The sequence below is a fragment of the Bradyrhizobium iriomotense genome (assembly GCF_018129405.1).
Taxonomy (GTDB): domain Bacteria; phylum Pseudomonadota; class Alphaproteobacteria; order Rhizobiales; family Xanthobacteraceae; genus Bradyrhizobium; species Bradyrhizobium iriomotense_B.
This window is the reverse complement of sequence record NZ_JAFCLP010000001.1, coordinates 157,170-173,751: the sequence shown is the minus strand read 5'-3', so window position 1 is coordinate 173,751 and position 16,582 is coordinate 157,170. Positions and strand designations below refer to the sequence as shown.

The window sequence follows — 16,582 nt, the reverse complement described above, 5'->3', positions numbered from 1 at the left end:
AACTTACCAACCCGTCTCATTCTGCGGCGGGCGCGACATCTTGTCCGAGTGAGACGAGGCTTAATCCAGCCCGGTCTTATCAGGTGCCCAGTACGCTTTGACCTTGATCCGCGACGACGCGACACCCGCAGCTTTCAGAGCGCGGCTGATGCGCTGGATCGAGGATGCCTTGCCGGTCAGGACGAACTGCGCTCCGTTTGCAGCGAGGCGCAGCATTTCCGCCTCGACGGTTGCGAGATGCTCCTCGCCGGCGCTGCGCGCGATCGATCGCGCCTGGCCGAGGCTGATGGCCTCCAGCACCTGCTGCGATTCCAAGACATCAGTGACCTCGAACATGTGGAGTGCACCACCGGCCTGCAGATTGTCGCGCAGCGCCGACGCCAGGCCAAACGAGGTCTCGTCGCCGAACAGCACAACAGGCGCCTCAAGGTCGGCGAGATCGAGCGAGCGGCGCGGCCCGAAGAACTGGCAGGTATCGCCTTGGCGCAAGCCGCTCGCCCATCGGGCGCCGGGACCCTCGCCATGCGCAAAAGCAAGGAGCCGTGTCCTACCGCGGCCTGTGTCCCACGACATCGGCGTATAGGTGCGCGCACTTAGGCCGGCGCCCATCGCGACCTGGATTTTCTGCCCGGCGGTCCAGGCGACGTCCCTGAGGGCCTCGCCCTCGAGCTCGACGAGCCGAAAGTGCGGGGACAGCGTCTCGACGCTCACGACGTGCGCAGGGCGCATCAGCCATCGCAGCAGCATCCGTGTGACCCGGCCTTGCGGGACCTGAGATGGTTCGGAGATATCCGGTGCTTGGCCGGGTCTATTCAAGGCTTGCCTCCCCGGATCATCAGGTCTTGATCGTGAGTTCGTTGCCGCGCCCGGGATCGAACGGCAGCGACAGCGAGAGGTAGCCATTTTGAGGATCTCTGACGTAGTCGATATAGCCTGAGGCTTCCTCGAACGCGTTCTCGCCGACGATGAGCGCGCCGGGCTTGAGGTGTGGCTCCAGCAATTTGAGAATGGGAAGATACAGGGTGAAGGCGCCGTCGAGCATCACCATGTCGATCTCACCGACGCCGGAGCTGAGCGTCTCGCGAGCATCGCCGAGCCTGAACTCGACGAGGTCGGCCAGCCCCGCAGCCGCGACGTTGTTCTGTGCCCGCTCGATCTTGCCTGGTTCGAGATCGGTCCCGATCAGGCGGCCGCCGCCCATGTCGCGCAGCGCTGCCGCCATGTAGATCGCGGAAATCCCCATCGAGGAGCCGAACTCGACGATGCGCTTGGCCTTGCAGGCACGAGCGCACATGTGGAGGAAGCGCCCGAACCGCGGCGACACACTCAGGAAGTTGTTCGCATATCGCTGGTAGACTTCATTGAGATCGCGGCTCTCGGCCGCGATGGCCTGGCTGATCATCTCTTCGCGGCTCGTGCCCTCATTCACGAAGGCCTGCATCAGCGGTGCATCGGCGATCTCCGCTTCCTGATGAAGACGATGAAGGACGTCCGCGACGACGCCGGTGCTGAGTGAATCCATGTATCCAGCTCCCTTGCAATGCGCCCATCGGCGCTTCGGAGCCTGGATACGAAATCGTCCCTCGGGCCGCATTCCGCGAACGGGACAATCGATTGCGATTTCCGGTCAGTATGCGCGGCGCTCGGCCAGATATCGCGCCGGCGGCTTGCCCAGCGCCTTGCGGAACATGGTGACGAAAGCGCTCGCGCCCTCATAGCCGAGATCGAGCGCAACGGCCTGGACCGAAGCGCCCTGATCGAGGCGCTGAAGCGCGATGAGGATGTGGAGCTGCTGGCGCCAGCGGCCAAAACTCATTCCGGTCTCCCGTTGCAGGATGCGGGTGAGGGTGCGTGGCGCGACGGCGATGCGCCGGCCCCAATCGTCGATCGTCGCGCGATCTGAGGGATCCTCCATCATCGCGCTGGCGATCCGGCGCAGCCTGGCGTCTACAGGCATGGGGAAGCGCAGCTCCTCGACGGGCGCCGCCGAGAGCTGGTCCAGCAGGACTGTGGCGATGCGGCCGTCGGCGCCGTCGAGATCGTACAGTGCCGGCATGTGCGTGGCATGCACCAGCAGGCGCTCCAGCAGCGGTGAGATTGTCAGCGTGCAGCATTGCCGGGGCAGCGTCGGTGCGGCATCCGGTTCGAGGAATAGGCAATGGACCTCGACATTTCCGGCGACGGTCACGCTGTGTGGAACATCGCCGGGAATCCATACTGCGCAGCGCGGCGGCACGATCCAGATGCCTTGCCCGGCTTCCAGCCTGACGACGCCGCGCAAGGACAGGACAAGCTCGTCCTTGCGATGCGCGTGCATCGCAACCTCCGTACCCTTCGTGACGATCTCGCCGCCGAACGCCGCGATGGGACGCGGCACGTCCTCCGGATTGAAATCGATGGTGTCGTCGGGGCGAAGATCGCCGTCGTTGAGCCGGAAGAAGGGCATGGTGGGGCGAACGATCGATCCGGATGCGATGGACTGGACCTAACCAATATCTGGCCAGCCATTGCGACTTTCAACGCTGCTGGCCTGAATCTCGATCGGTTCTAATCAGCTCGCCTTTCGCCGCTTTGGACGTTTGCGGGAAGGTGAGGTCGCGCCACGCGAGGCAGGCTCCACCAACCCGCTCGCAATGGCCGCTGCCTGCGCCAGATCCTGGCTGATGACGTCGAGCACGGCTTTGGCTGCGACCGACACGGCGCGCCGCGGGTGATGCACCCAGGCGATCGAGCGCACGATCCTCTGCGCATCGAAGCGATGCGCCCGGATGGTGCCGCTTGCCAGCGATTGCCGGAGCGCGATGGTCGGCAGCACCGTCGCGAAATCGGTGGTCGCAATCACGTCGCAGAGGGCGGGGAGGGTGTCGAGCTCGAGCCGTGGCCGCAGGTCGATGCCGATTGCGGCGGCATGCTCGTCGAGGATCAGGCGCAGGCCGTGCCGCTTCGACGGCAGCACCAGATCGAAATTGGCGATGTGGTCGAAACGCAGTTTTGCAGGCGGCTTGATCGGGCCGTCCTTTCGGCAGGCAAACACCATCTCCTCGTCCATGACGTGATGCGCGGCCAGCGGCGTCTTGCGGCGCGGCACGTTGATCAGCGCGAAATCCAGCTGGCCGGTATTGACCCAGTCGACCAGCGTCTCGGTGTAACCCTCGCAGACCGACAGCGTGATCTCGGGATAGCGGCTGGCGACAGTCGCTGACGACCTCGCCATGGTGCTTTGCGCCACCGAGGTGATGAGGCCGACCGAGACGCGGCCCGAGATGCGCCCGCCGAGCTGCGCCATCTCCTGCCGTGCATACTCGGCGTCGCGCACGATCGGCGCCGTCAGCCGCACCAGCGCCTCGCCGGCGCTGGTCAGCGTCATGCCCTGGACGCTGCGGTCGAACAGCTTCTGGCCGAGCTCGGCCTCGAGCTTGGCGATCTGCATGCTCAGCGCCGGCTGCACGATGTTGAGCTGGCGCGCGGCGCGGGTGACGTTCTTTTCCTCCGCCAGGCACAGGAAATATTGCATCTGCCTGAGTTCCACGGGCGTGTCCTTCGGTCGCTGATCCCCTCGCGAGCCATCATTTCAGATGATCAATTGTATAATCAATCATTATTTGTGATGATGGATATGATCGCCTAGCCTTGCCGCGGATGCACGTGGACCTCGCAGGGCGCGTGATCTACGGGAGCGAAACCAAAGACATGCATGACGCCAGCCCCAAGCGGATGATCATCGGCATTTCCGGCGCCTCGGGCGTCACCTATGGCGTGCGCCTGCTGCAGCTGCTGCGCAATGCCGGCGTCGAGACCCATCTGGTGATATCGAAGACCGCCGAGCAGACCTTTGCCTACGAGACCGACCTCAAGATCGCGGAGGTGAGGGCGCTCGCCAATGTCAACCACGCGATCGACGACATGGCCTCCGCAATCTCGAGCGGCTCGTTCCGCACCGCCGGGATGATCGTGGCACCTTGCTCGATGCGCTCGATGTCCGAGATCGCCTCGGGCGTGACCACGACACTGCTGACCCGGGCTGCCGACGTCGTGCTCAAGGAGCGCCGGCGCCTGGTGCTGATGGTGCGTGAGACCCCGCTGCACACCGGGCACCTCCGGACGATGACGGCACTCTCGGAGATGGGCGCGATCATCGCGCCGCCCGTGCCGGCCTTCTACGCCAAGCCGGAAGACCTCGACGACATGGTCGAGCACACCGTCGGCCGCGTGCTCGACCTCTTCGACATCGATATCGGCGTCGTGCGCCGCTGGGGCGAGGACGAGGCGCTCAAGCGCCGCTCGCCGTCGCTGCGCAAGATCGCGCCCTGATTTGAAGACTTAAGGAAAGACCCGTTACATGCAAATGGAAACTCCGGCCAGAATAGCTGCGAAGGCGCAAGCCGATCTGCGCGGCTGGCTCGCTTATCTCGCTGAACGCGGCAAGCTCGCCGTCGCGCGCGAGGGCGTTGCGCTGGCGGACGAGCTCGCTGCCATCGCCAAGCGATTGGAGCGCGACAGCGCGGTGTTGTTTCCGCGCCCCGACGGGCACGCGATCCCTGTGGTCGCGAACCTCTTTGCCGGCCGCGACTGGGTCGCAGATTCGATCGGCGTCACTGAGGACCAGTTGCTGCCGCGGTTCCTGGCTGCCGCGAGCAATCCGCTGCCGACGCATGAGGTGGCGAGCGGGCCGGTGCAGGAGGTCGTCCATGACGACGTCGATCTGCTGCGCCAGCTTCCGGTGCCCAAGCACAATGAGCGCGACAGCGGCCCCTACATCACCGCCGGGCTATTGATCGCGCGCAATCCCAGGAACGGCGTGCAGAACGTTTCGATTCACCGCTGCCAGATCTCTGGCAAGAATCGCATCGGAGTCTTGCTGCTGCCGCGGCATACATTCTCTTATTATCGCCTCGCCGAAGAGCTCGGCCAGGCGCTGGAGATCGCGATCGTGATCGGCGCGCATCCGGCGTTGATGCTGGCCTCGCAGGCGATCGCGGCGCTCGACGAGGACGAGATGGCAATCGCCGGTGCGCTGCTCGGCTCGCCCGTCGATGTCGTGAAGTGCCGCACCAATTCGGTCCGCGTTCCCGCCCATGCGGAGATCGTGATCGAGGGGCGCATTCTGCAAGGCGTGCGCGAGCCGGAGGGGCCGTTCGGCGAATTTCCTCAATATTACGGTCCGCGCGCCAACCGCGAGGTGATCGAGGTCGATGCGATCACGCATCGCAAGGCGCCGATCTTCCACACCATCGTCGGCGGCGGTTTCGAACATCTGATCCTCGGCGGCGTGCCGCGCGAAGCAACGCTGCTCCAGCATCTGCGCCGCAGCTTCCCTGGCGTGCTCGACGTTCGCCTGACGCGCGGCGGCACCTGCCGCTACCATCTCGCGATCAAGATCGACAAGGCCAATGACGGCGAGCCCAAGAACATCATGATGTGCGCCTTCGGCGCGCATTACGACATCAAGCAGGTGGTCGTGGTGGACAAGGATGTCGACATCTCCTCGTCCGAGGAGATCGAATGGGCGGTGGCAACACGCTTCCAGGCCGATCGCGATCTCATGGTTGTGTCGGGCGCGCTCGGCTCAAAACTCGATCCGACCACCGATAATGGCATCAGCGCCAAGATGGGGCTGGATGCGACGGCGCCGGTCAGCGCGCCCGAGCTCGCCTTCAAGCGTATTCGCGTCAAGGGCGAGGAGGAGGTCGATCTCGCCACGGCCTTGCAGGCCGATCCGAGCGCTGCGGTCGAGCGCCTTCTGACGGAGGCGCGGACATGAGCGGATTGCCGCGAGAAGGTAACTTGCGTCGGTTTGCGCCGTTGGAATATGAAGCGGGTGCTGCTTATAGTGCCGCGCCAACAAGCCAATCATTTTGCAGCGCAATGCTGGGAGGAAGGAACTGATGTCGACGGCCCTGCGCATCGCTCACGGCGCTTTTGGCAGGGTCGCTCTGCTCGACATGGACCGTTCGCTGGTCCGCCACGCCCATCATCATTGCCACGTCCTGCTCAAGGTCGAGGGTGCCGATACGCAGTTCTTGGTCGGCGACCAGGTCACGCCGCTGACGGATACCGCCGCCGTGCTGGTCGACGGCTGGAAGCCGCATGCCTATGTGCATGACGTCAATCGTCCGCGGACGCTCATCATGGCGCTCTATATCGAGCCGGAATGGCTGAAGGAGTTCCGGCCCGGATGGGCCGCGAGCGGCGCGCCCGGCTTTTTCGAGCGGCCCTCGGGTGAAGTCTCGCCGCGCATCCGCCAGCTCACGCTGCATCTGGCGGCCGAAATGATGGCGAATCCGGACGCGGTGCGGACCCATGAGCAGACGCTGTCGGACCTGATGATCGCCGTGATCGAGCGCTTCACGCCCTGGCGCAGCTTTTCGACCTCGATCCGCGGCATGAGCGCGGTGAGCTGCGACTGGCGCATCCGCCGGGCGATGGATGCGATGCGCGTGCAGGATTCCTATGGCAGCGTCGATCAGTTCGTGAAGGGTGCAGGCCTGTCACGCGCGCAGTTCTTCCGCCTGTTCGAGACCTCGCTCGGTGTCTCGCCAAAAATCTATCTCAACGTCGTCCGCATGGAGCGCGCGCTCGATGCCGTCATGCGCGAGGACACGCCGCTCGGCGAGCTCAGCGAGCGTTTTGGTTTCCCGGAGCCCGCGCATTTCACGCGCTTCTTCCGTGATCATGCCGGCGTCAGCCCGCGCGAGTTTCGCAACGTCTCGCGTCTCGCTGGTTGAGTCTCGCGGGCCGATATTGCGCCGCACGCGCTCGAATGAGACGATTTGGTAAGTCGTGAGAGCGGGCGGTATGGCCCGCGCAGCCCCTGTCCTGACAAGTGTCACCGTCGCGTCAAAGAACGCGTCGGGAGGTATGCCGGGACATGTTGCAGGCGGTCAAATCCGCAAATCCGGGACGTGGCGATGAGCCGTGGGTCGGGCGTTCGATCGAGCGCGTCGAGGACGCCGCGCTGCTCTCTGGCCGCGGCCGCTTCATCGACGATCTCGGCGTCCAGCCCGGCACGCTGCACGCGACGATTTTGCGCTCGCCGCACGCGCATGCCGATATTCTCTCGATTGACACTGAAGCTGCAAAGCGCCTGCCGGGCGTCGCCGCGGTTCTGATCGGCAGCGATGTCAGAGCCGTCACCACCAGCCTCGTCGTTGGCGTGAAGGCGCCGGTCGAGTGCTGGCCGATCGCGATGGACCGCGTGCGCTATGTCGGCGAGCCGGTCGCTGTCGTGGTCGCGACTGATCGTGCGCGTGCCGAGGATGCGGCGGAGCTGATCAATGTCGAGTACCGCCCGCGCGGCGCCGTGGTCGATCCGCTTGGCGCAATCGCACCTGATGCCCCTGTGCTGCATGACGGCTTCCCCGGTAATCTTGCCAGCGATCGCTCATTCCGGTACGGCGAACCCGAAAAAGCCTTTGCGGACGCACCGCATCGCCTCTCCATCGACATCCGCTATCCCCGCAACTCCTGTACGCCGATTGAGACCTACGGCGTCGTCGCCTCGCACGATGCCGGCGAGGATGCCTATGAGGTGCTCGCCAATTTCCAGGGCCCGTTCAGCATCCACACGGTGATCGCACGTGCGCTGAAAGTGCCGGGCAATCGCTTACGGCTGCGCACGCCGCCGGATTCCGGCGGCAGCTTTGGCGTCAAGCAGGGCGTGTTTCCCTATATCGTGCTGATCGCCGCTGCGGCGCGCATCACGGGACGGCCGGTCAAATGGATCGAGGACCGGCTCGAGCATCTCACCGCGTCGGTGTCGGCGACCAACCGCGCGACGACGCTGGCGGCGGCGGTCGCGGCCGACGGAAAGATCCTCGCGCTCGACTGGGACCAGGTCGAGGATTGCGGCGCTCATCTTCGCGCGCCCGAGCCGGCGACGCTCTACCGCATGCACGGCAACCTGACCGGCGCCTACGACATAAGCCACGTCAAGATCCGCAACCGTGTCGTCGTCACCAACAAGACGCCGACCGGCCTCAATCGCGGTTTTGGCGGCCCGCAGGTCTATTTCGCGCTGGAGCGGCTGGTGCAGCGGATCGCGATCGGACTCGGTCTCGATCCGCTCGATGTCATCAAGCGCAATCTGATCGAGGCGAATGCGTTTCCCTATCGTACTGCGACGGGCGCGCTCTTGGATTCCGGCAATTACCAGGCAGCGATCGCGCGCGCCGTCGAGCAGGGCAGACTTGCGGAACTGACTGCGAAGCGCGACGAGGCGCGGGCGCAGGGGCGCCTCTACGGCATCGGCTTCACCGCGGTGGTCGAGCCCAGCGTCTCCAACATGGGCTATATCACGACCGTGCTGACGGCGGCCGAGCGTCGCAAGGCCGGGCCGAAGAACGGCGCGCAGGCGACCGCGACCGTCGGGCTCGATCCCGTCGGCAGCGTCACGGTTCACGTCGCCTCGGTGCCGCAGGGGCAGGGCCATCGCACCGTGCTGTCGCAGGTCGTTGCCGATGTGTTCGGCCTTCAGCCGAAGGACATCCGCGTCAACACCGAGATCGACACCGCCAAGGATGCCTGGTCGATCGCTTCGGGCAATTACGCCAGCCGCTTTGCCGCGGTGGTGGCGGGCACGGCGAAGATCGCGGCGGAGCGCATCGCCGGGCGTCTCGCGCGCATCGCGGCGAGCCAGCTGAACGTCGAGGCCGCCGACATCGTGTTTGCGAAGGGCTTCGTTGCCTCAAAACACAATCCGGAGAATCGGATCGCGTTCTCGCGCGTCGCCGCGCTCAGCCACTGGTCGCCGGGCTCGCTGCCTGACGATGCCGGCCAGACCATCCGCGAGACCGTGTTCTGGACCCCGCCGGAGCTGACGCCGCCCGACGATGAGGACCGCATCAACTCCTCGCTCTGCCACGGCTTCATCTTCGATTTCTGCGGCGTCGAGATCGATCCGACGACGCTGGAGACGCGGATCGACCGCTACATCACCATGCACGATTGCGGCACCATTTTGCATCCGGGCATGGTCAACGGCCAGATCCGCGGCGGCTTTGCCCAGGCGCTCGGGGCCGCGCTTTACGAGGAATATGCCTACGCCGATGACGGCAGTTTCCTGACGGGAACACTCGCCGACTATCTGCTGCCGACCGCCACCGAGGTGCCGGAGCCCGAGATCTTCCACATGGAGACGCCGTCGCCGTTCACGCCGCTCGGCGCCAAGGGCGTCGGCGAAGGCAATTGCATGTCGACGCCGGTGTGCCTCGCCAATGCGGTTGCGGATGCGCTTGGCGTCGCCGATATCACGCTGCCGCTGGTGCCGGCGCGACTTGCGGAGCTCGTGCGCGGCACCGAGCCGCCGCCTCCGGCAGGTGGGGTGAGTGCTGCACCCGTGCGCGACGGCGACCGGCGGCTGCGTGGCGAAGGGCAGGCTGTGGTGAAGGGCGCGCCGGAGCAGGTCTGGGCGATGCTGCTCGATCCGGCCACGCTCCAGTCTGTGATCCCCGGCTGCCAGCGCGTCGACAAGATCGCCGACACGCACTTCCGCGCCGACGTGACGCTCGGCATCGGTCCCGTCACGGGGCGCTATCGCGCCGATGTGGAGCTGTTCGATCTCGATCCGCCACGTGCCGTCACCTTGCGCGGCGGCGCCACCGGCGCGCTCGGCTTCGGCAGCGCCGAGGGACGCATCACCCTTGCTCCCGACGGCAGCGGCGGAACGAAACTGGCCTACAGCTATGACGCTGCGATCGGCGGCAAGGTCGCAAGCATCGGCGGCCGCCTGCTCGATGGCGCGACGCGCGTGATCATCGGCCAGTTCTTCACCGCGCTGGCCCGCAAGGCCGGCGGTGGTGCTCCGGGTGGAGGCTTCTCGCTGTTCGCCGTGTTGGCGAAGCTGGCCAGCCTGTTCGGGGGGCGCCGATGAAGCCGCCCGCATTCGACTATCTCCGCGCCGAGAGCATCAGTGACGTCCTCGAAGGACTGGCGCAGCAAGGCGGCGATGCCCGTGTGCTTGCGGGCGGGCAGTCGCTGATGGCGATGCTCAACATGCGCCTCGCCAAGCCGAAGCTGCTGATCGACATCATGCGGATCGGGGAGCTGCGGCAAATCGAGCGGACGGGCGATACTGTTGTCATCGGCGCCGGCGTGCGCCAGGCCGATCTCCTGGCATGGCCTGATCTTGCCGATACGCTGCCGCTGGTGGCGCTGGCGCTGCCCTGGGTCGGCCACATGCAGACCCGCAGCCGCGGCACCATTTGCGGCTCGCTCGCCCATGCCGATCCCAGCGCCGAGATGCCGCTCGCGCTGGTCGCGCTCGGGGGCGAGGTGTTGTTGCGCAACGCCAGGCGTCGTCGCCGCGTCGCGGCCAGGGACTTCTTCGCTGGCATGATGCTGACGGCGCGCGCGGACGACGAACTGATCGAGGGCCTCTCGCTGCCGATCGTCCGCGACAGCCGCGTCGCCTTCCGCGAGGTCGCGCGCCGGCACGGCGACTTTGCCATCGTCGCCTGCGCGGCGATGAAGACGCCGACCGGCGTTTGCCTTGCCGTTGGCGGCGTCGCCGACGTTCCGACCGCGCGCGACTGGCCGCGGCTGGAGGGCAGCGCACTCGACGATGCTCTCAATGCTTTTGCCTACGAGCTCGGCGCCCGTGACGACGTCCACGCCACGGCGCGCTACCGCCGCGACCTCGTGCGCATGATCGGCCGCGGTCTGATCGGCGAGGTACTGCAATGACGCGTCTCAAGGCCGATCGCCGCCATGCAATTCGTTTCACGCTCAATGGCAAGCCCGCCGAGGGCGAGGCCGAACCGCGTATGCTGCTGTCCGATTTCCTACGCCACCAACTTGGCGCCACCGGCACCCATGTGGGCTGTGAGCACGGCGTCTGCGGCGCCTGCACGGTCGTCGTCGACGGCATGCTGACACGGTCCTGCCTGACGCTCGCGGCGCAGGTCGATGGCTGCGAGCTGAAGACCGTCGAAGGGCTCGCGCCGTCAGCCGATCGGCTCGGCGTGCTGCAACAGGCGTTTCGTCGCAACCACGCGCTCCAATGCGGCTTCTGCACCGCCGGCATTTTGATGTCGCTCGACCACTATCTCGGCAAGAACCCGGCGCCGACCGAGGCGGAGATCCGCGATCTCCTCAGCGGGCACATCTGCCGCTGCACCGGTTACACCCCGATCATCCAGGCAGCGTTAGATGCCGCCGCCGAGCTCACTTCATCCCAAAAAGAGACGTCAGATGCTTGATCTCGCCAGCAGCTTCGTTGCCAGCGCCGCGCGCGATCCCCATGCGATCGCGCTGGTCGATGGCGATCTCCGCCTGACCTACCGGCAATGGTACGACAAGATCTCCGCGCTGGTGTCTTCCTTCGACCGTCTTGCCCTCAAGCCCGGCGATCACGTCGTGACGCTGCTGCAGAACCGCTGGGAGGCGGCAACGCTGCACTGGGCCTGCCAGTTCGCCGGCCTCGTGATCACGCCGATCAACTGGCGCGCCAAGGCCAACGAGCTCGACTATTGCATCGAGAACGCCGAAGCCTGCGCGGTGTTCTACCAGGACATCTCTGCAGAAGCCGTGCAGGGCTCGGCGCTCTCAGGCAGGCTGCTGCGCGTCTCCGTCGATCCCGGCACGGGCGATGCGACGAGCTTTTCCGATCTGATCAGGAACAGCGCGCTAGATGCCGAGCCGCGCGTCGGCGCCGATGCCTGGTCGATCATGCTCTATACGTCAGGCACGACCTCGCGCCCGAAGGGCGTGCCGCGGCGGCATCGCGCCGAACGCGCTGCGGCGGTCGCCCATGTCGCGCAAAACCTCTACGGCCGCGGCGAGCGCACGCTCGGCGTGATGCCGCTCTACCACACCATGGGCGTCCGCTCGTTGCTGGCGATGTCGCTGATCGGCGGCAGCTTCATCTGCCTGCCGCGCTATGACAGCCGCCAGGCGCTGGCGCTGATCGAGCAGGAAGAGATCACCAATCTTTATCTGGTGCCGACGCTCTATCACGACCTCGTCCATCACGAGGCGTTCGCCAAAACCGACGTTTCCAGCGTGCGCAAGCTGGGCTTTGCCGGCGCGTCGATGACCGATGGTCTGCTCAAGAAGCTGAACGAGGCGTTCAAGCCAGAACTGTTCGTCAATCACTACGGCAGCTCCGAGATCTACACCTTTACGATCGACCAGAACGCGGCGGGAAAGCCCGGCTCGGCCGGCAAGGCGGGGCTGAACCAGCACGTCAAGGTCGTCCGCATCGGCGCGCGCTCGGTTGCGGAGCTTGCCGCCGTTGGCGAGGAAGGCGAGATCATCGCGACGCTGGCCGGCGACGAGGCCTTCGAAGGCTATTGGCGCCGCCCCGAAGCGGATGCCAAGTCGCTGCGCGAGGGCTGGTATTTTACGGGCGACACCGGCTACGTCGATCCCGACGGCGATCTCTTCGTCACCGGGCGCGTCGACGACATGATCATCACCGGCGGCGAGAACGTCTCGCCGGTCGAGATCGAGAGCTGCCTGTCGCTGCATCCCGCCGTGGACGAGGTCGCGGTGGTCGGCGTCACTGATGAGAAGTGGGGCAAGGTCGTCGCCGCTTTCGTCAAGCGCAACCGCGCCGTCTCGGAAGGAGAGCTGGAGCAGTTCTGCCGCACCTCCGGCCTTGCCAATTTCAAGCGGCCGCGCCGCTACGTCTTCGTCGACGCGATCCCGAAATCGCCTGTCGGTAAGCTGCTGCGGCGACTGCTCGTCGCCGGCGAATACGAGGCCGAGCGCCTGCCGCCATCGGACGCCGCCTGATCATCACCCCATCAACAGAAGGAAGCCAAAATGCCGTCACTCTACACATTCGCCGATCCGCGGCTCGCCAAGCCCGACGGGTTCAAGGTCGAGATCGACGAGGCGCATGAGCGCGCCGACATCATCTTAGGGCGTCCGCCCTACAACGTCGTGGCGATGCCGCAGCGCGACCAGCTCCGGCTGACCTTCGAAACGCTGGACGAAGATCCGCGCGTCCGCGTCATCGTGGTGCGCGGCGAGGGCGAGCATTTCTCCAGCGGCGGCAATATCGGCGGCTTCATGGAGGCGAGCCCCGAGCATGTCTCCAAGCTCGCCTGGAACATCGCTGCGCCCGCGCGCTGCGCCAAGCCCGTGATCGTCGCCAATCGCGGCTATTGCTTCGGCGTCGGCTTCGAGCTGTCGCTGGCCTGCGACTTCCGCATCGCGTCGGAGACGACGCAATACGCGCTGCCGGAGCAGAAGCTCGGCCAGATCCCGGGCTCGGGCGGCTCGGCCCGCCTGCAGAAGATGGTCGGCATCACCCGCACCAAGGATATCGTGATGCGCTCCAAGCGCATCTCGGCCAAGCAGGCGTACGAATGGGGCATCGCCACCGAATGCGTGCCGGATGCCGAACTGGAGAAGGCGACCGACAAGCTCGTCGACGAGCTCCGCACCTTCTCGCCGCTGGCGCAGCGCACCGCCAAGAAGCTCCTCAACGACACCGAGGACTCGACGCTCGCGATCGCCATCGAGCTCGAAGGCCATTGCTACAGCCGCCTGCGCCAGTCGGAAGACTTCAAGGAGGGCGTCGAGGCCTTCAACGCCAAGCGTCCGCCGAAATTCGTCGGCCGCTGACACGCGACTGAACTGCCGCGGTTCGCAATGGCGCGAGCCGCGGCGCTACTCAAACGGGGGAGGTAAAACAACATGGCTGAGATGGATATGCCGGTCGCGGGTGCAGAAGCATCGGCGGATAACAAGCAGATGGTCAATGCGATCATCGCATCGGTGCTCGGATGGGCGCTGGATCTGTTCGATTTGTTCATTCTGCTCTACGTGGCGCCGGTCGTCGGTGCGCTGTTCTTTCCGTCGAGCAATGCGGCGCTGTCGCTGGCGGCGGTCTACGGCTCGTTCGCCGTCACGCTGCTGATGCGGCCGCTGGGTTCGGCGGTGTTCGGCCATTATGCCGACGTGCACGGCCGCAAGCAGGCCATGCTGATCGCCATCATCGGCGTCGGCCTCAGCACGGCGGCGTTCGGCCTGCTGCCGACCATTGCGCAGGTCGGAATCATCGCGCCGATCGTGTTCCTGATCCTGCGGCTGGTGCAGGGCGTGTTCGTCGGCGGCGTCGTGGCCTCGACCCACACGATCGGTACCGAGTCCGTGCCGCCGCAATGGCGCGGTGCGATGTCGGGACTGGTTGGCGGCGGCGGCGCCGGCATCGGCGCGCTGCTCGCGTCCTTCATCTTCCTGATCACGTCCTCGGTGTTCCCCGGCGAGGCCTTCGCGGTGTGGGGCTGGCGCTTCATGTTCTTCTCGGGGCTGCTGAGCTCGCTGCTCGGCTGGTTCATCTTCCGCAACCTCGAGGAATCGCCGTACTTCAAGGAGCTCAAGCGCCAGCAGGGCAACAAGCAGGCGAAGGTCTCGAAGGCGCCGGTCAAGGACGTGTTCTCCGGCGAATATCGCGGCGTTCTGCTGGTCAACCTTCTCATCACCTTCGGTGGCGGCGCCGGCTACTATCTCACCTCCGGCTATCTGCCGAGCTTCCTCAAAGTCATCAACGCGGTCCCGAACCAGACCTCGTCGCTGATCCTGATGGGTGCGAGCGTCTCGGCGTTCTTCTCGGCCGTGCTGGTCGGCGCGATGAGCGACTGGATCGGCCGCAAGAAGACGTTCCTGCTGATCGGCGCGCTGGCGGCGGTGCTGCTGCCGCTCTGCTATCTCAACCTTGCCGCCACCAAGGACACGACGCAGATCACGCTCCTTGCACTCGCCATCGCTTTCATCGGCAATGCCGGTTACGCGCCGGTGCTGATCTTCCTCAACGAGCGCTTCCCGACCGCGCTGCGCGCGAGCGGCACGGGCCTGTCCTGGAACATCGGCTTTGCGCTGGGCGGCATGATGCCGACCTTCGTCTCGCTGGTCAGCGCGAGCCCCGCGGAGATTCCGATGTCGCTGGCTTACTTCGCGGTCGGCGTGTTCGTGATCTACCTGATCGGCGCGGTCGTGATCCCCGAGACCAAGGGCAACTTCCGCTGAGCCTAGCGCCGGCGCGGCTGCATCACCGCCGCGCCGGCTCGCTCGACCGGCCGCAAAGCCTTGCGCTAACCCACCCTACGGCACCGTTGTCCGTGCCATTGCCTTCGGCCCCCGGTAGCCCGGATGAGCGTAGCGATATCCGGGAACGCTGCCGCTGTTGTCCCGGGTATCGCTTCGCTCACCCGGGCTACGAGACGCGCAAATGCGGCTTCCTCAATTCGTCGGTCCATCCCCACGAATGGCAAACGTCGTCGCCTTCAGCTTGGTCATGCCGAACTTGTCGAACAGCTTGTCATAGGTGCCATCGGCGCGGATTGCGGTGAGGGCATCGGCGACGGCCTGGGCGAGCAGCTTGTCACGAAAGGCAAACGTGATGTCGGTGCCGGCGATGTCGCGGACCCAGATCTTTGCGATGCCCTTTTGCTCGAGCGAGTTGGCGGTCTCGTTGATGTTGAGCGCGGCCTCCAGCTGGCCGGCGCGCAGCGCCGCCGAGGTGGCGGTGACGGTGGTGAAGGTGCGCAGCTCGATCGGCTTCAGGCCCTTGGCCTCCATCGCGGTGCTGAACTCACGCGCCTTGCGCTCAGTGTAGGTCGCCGATTCAACGCCCACCACGCGGCCGGCGAGGTCCTCGAACTTCTCCAGCTTCAGGTTGGAGGAGGGGTCGGTGTAGATGCTGATCGCCTGCTGCGCATAAGGCACGAGGTAGAGCATCTTGGAGCGTTCCTCGGTCCAGAACAGGCCGGTGTTGATGGCATCGAAGCGGCCAGAGCGCAGCGCCGGGATCATCGGCGGGAAGTCCATGCGCAGGAACACCGGCTCGACGCAGATGCGCTTGGCGATCTCGCGGGCGAGCTCGACATTGAGGCCCTGCAGCTCGCCCTTGTCGTCGACGAATTGCTGCGGCGGCAGCGTCGGGTTGATCGACATCTGCCATTTCGGCGCCTCGATCAGGCTCGACGCCGGAATCTTCGGCGTGCAGGTCTGGGCACCGGCGGCCTGCGTCAGGCCGACCAGAAGGACGAGGGCGGAGAAGGTTTTTGGAAATCGCATCTGAATACTCCGATCAAATCGTGGGTGGCAGAGGAGCCGTTCTCCGGTCCGCGTCTTCTTCATTGTCTCGTCATGTGGCTGCCGCAGCATCGGCTTGCCGGGTCAGGATCAGCGAGATGTGGCGCGCCGCGGTCACCACCTCGTCGCGCTGGTTGAGGAGGTCGAGCGTCTCGACGACGATGCCGCGCGCGGGGTTCTTGGTCGGCCGCTTCTCGACGAAGCGGAAGCGGACACGCAAGGTATCGCCGGCGACGATGGGCCCCTTGAATTTCACTTCGTCCCAGCCGAGCGAGGCGACAGACGTCTCTTCATACAGCTTCAGCTCCGACTTCAGCCCTTCCATGAGCGACAGGCCGTACAGCCCGTGGCCGATCACAGCAGGAAAGCCGCGCAAGCGCGCATAGGCGCCATCGACATGGAGCGGATGATGATCGCGCGTGACGTCGGCGAAGGCCGCGATATCAGCTTCCGTCACCGTGTGCACGGCGGTCTCGAACTCCGCACCGAGCGCGATATCTTCGTAACGGAGATTGATCGGGCCGCTCGTGTCCATGGTGGT

15 protein-coding genes are annotated in these 16,582 nt (G+C 65.6%); 9 read left to right on the top strand and 6 right to left on the bottom strand.

The genetic code is table 11. From position 1 onward, the window contains the following. Nucleotides 1–60 precede the first annotated feature (60 nt). From JQ592_RS00675 to JQ592_RS00660, 4 genes are all read right to left on the bottom strand, one after another. A complete protein-coding gene (locus JQ592_RS00675) occupies nt 61–729 on the bottom strand; it encodes a siderophore-interacting protein (protein WP_246820074.1) in 669 nt (222 codons plus the stop codon). 106 nt (nt 730–835) lie between these two features. Further along, the gene (locus JQ592_RS00670; protein WP_211401004.1) at nt 836–1,522 is read right to left on the bottom strand and encodes an O-methyltransferase; all 687 of its coding nucleotides are present in this window, start codon (nt 1,520–1,522) and stop codon (nt 836–838) included. A gap of 105 nt (nt 1,523–1,627) precedes the next feature. Next, nucleotides 1,628–2,446, bottom strand: a complete 819-nt coding sequence (locus JQ592_RS00665; RefSeq protein ID WP_211401003.1) for an AraC family transcriptional regulator — start codon at nt 2,444–2,446, stop codon at nt 1,628–1,630. 105 nt (nt 2,447–2,551) lie between these two features. Beyond that, nucleotides 2,552–3,514 carry a LysR family transcriptional regulator gene (locus JQ592_RS00660; protein ID WP_211401729.1) on the bottom strand — a complete coding sequence of 321 codons (963 nt, stop codon included), beginning with the start codon at nt 3,512–3,514 and terminating at the stop codon, nt 2,552–2,554. Between the two features lie 176 nt (nt 3,515–3,690). Between JQ592_RS00660 and JQ592_RS00655 the strand changes: the two genes are divergently transcribed. The 9 genes from JQ592_RS00655 to JQ592_RS00615 all read left to right on the top strand — a co-directional run bounded on the left by JQ592_RS00655 (nt 3,691) and on the right by JQ592_RS00615 (nt 14,973). Further along, a complete protein-coding gene (locus tag JQ592_RS00655; protein ID WP_211401002.1) occupies nt 3,691–4,311 on the top strand; it encodes a UbiX family flavin prenyltransferase in 621 nt (206 codons plus the stop codon). Nucleotides 4,312–4,339: 28 nt separating this feature from the next. Then, nucleotides 4,340–5,761 (top strand): UbiD family decarboxylase, encoded by a 1,422-nt coding sequence (locus tag JQ592_RS00650; RefSeq protein WP_211401001.1) that lies wholly within the window; start codon nt 4,340–4,342, stop codon nt 5,759–5,761. Between the two features lie 124 nt (nt 5,762–5,885). Then, nucleotides 5,886–6,725 carry a helix-turn-helix transcriptional regulator gene (locus tag JQ592_RS00645; RefSeq protein WP_211401000.1) on the top strand — a complete coding sequence of 280 codons (840 nt, stop codon included), beginning with the start codon at nt 5,886–5,888 and terminating at the stop codon, nt 6,723–6,725. A gap of 143 nt (nt 6,726–6,868) precedes the next feature. After that, a complete protein-coding gene (locus tag JQ592_RS00640) occupies nt 6,869–9,868 on the top strand; it encodes a xanthine dehydrogenase family protein molybdopterin-binding subunit (protein ID WP_211400999.1) in 3,000 nt (999 codons plus the stop codon). Next, nucleotides 9,865–10,680 carry an FAD binding domain-containing protein gene (locus tag JQ592_RS00635; protein WP_211400998.1) on the top strand — a complete coding sequence of 272 codons (816 nt, stop codon included), beginning with the start codon at nt 9,865–9,867 and terminating at the stop codon, nt 10,678–10,680. The genes JQ592_RS00640 and JQ592_RS00635 overlap by 4 nt, the downstream gene beginning before the upstream one ends. Continuing rightward, nucleotides 10,677–11,195: a (2Fe-2S)-binding protein gene (locus JQ592_RS00630; protein ID WP_211400997.1), complete on the top strand. Its 519-nt coding sequence runs from the start codon at nt 10,677–10,679 to the stop codon at nt 11,193–11,195. The genes JQ592_RS00635 and JQ592_RS00630 overlap by 4 nt, the downstream gene beginning before the upstream one ends. After that, on the top strand, nt 11,188–12,732 hold the full coding sequence (locus JQ592_RS00625) for an AMP-binding protein (protein WP_211400996.1): 1,545 nt from the start codon (nt 11,188–11,190) through the stop codon (nt 12,730–12,732). Before JQ592_RS00630 ends, JQ592_RS00625 begins: the two co-directional genes overlap by 8 nt. A 30-nt stretch (nt 12,733–12,762) precedes the next feature. Beyond that, the gene (locus JQ592_RS00620; RefSeq protein ID WP_211400995.1) at nt 12,763–13,569 is read left to right on the top strand and encodes an enoyl-CoA hydratase/isomerase family protein; all 807 of its coding nucleotides are present in this window, start codon (nt 12,763–12,765) and stop codon (nt 13,567–13,569) included. A gap of 72 nt (nt 13,570–13,641) precedes the next feature. Next, nucleotides 13,642–14,973 carry an MFS transporter gene (locus JQ592_RS00615; protein WP_211400994.1) on the top strand — a complete coding sequence of 444 codons (1,332 nt, stop codon included), beginning with the start codon at nt 13,642–13,644 and terminating at the stop codon, nt 14,971–14,973. A gap of 213 nt (nt 14,974–15,186) precedes the next feature. On the opposite strand, the gene JQ592_RS00610 is transcribed toward JQ592_RS00615, so the two are convergent. Then, the gene (locus tag JQ592_RS00610) at nt 15,187–16,023 is read right to left on the bottom strand and encodes an ABC transporter substrate-binding protein (protein WP_211400993.1); all 837 of its coding nucleotides are present in this window, start codon (nt 16,021–16,023) and stop codon (nt 15,187–15,189) included. 70 nt (nt 16,024–16,093) lie between these two features. Then, nucleotides 16,094–16,576 carry a MaoC family dehydratase gene (locus JQ592_RS00605; protein WP_211400992.1) on the bottom strand — a complete coding sequence of 161 codons (483 nt, stop codon included), beginning with the start codon at nt 16,574–16,576 and terminating at the stop codon, nt 16,094–16,096. Between the last annotated feature and the right edge of the window lie 6 nt (nt 16,577–16,582).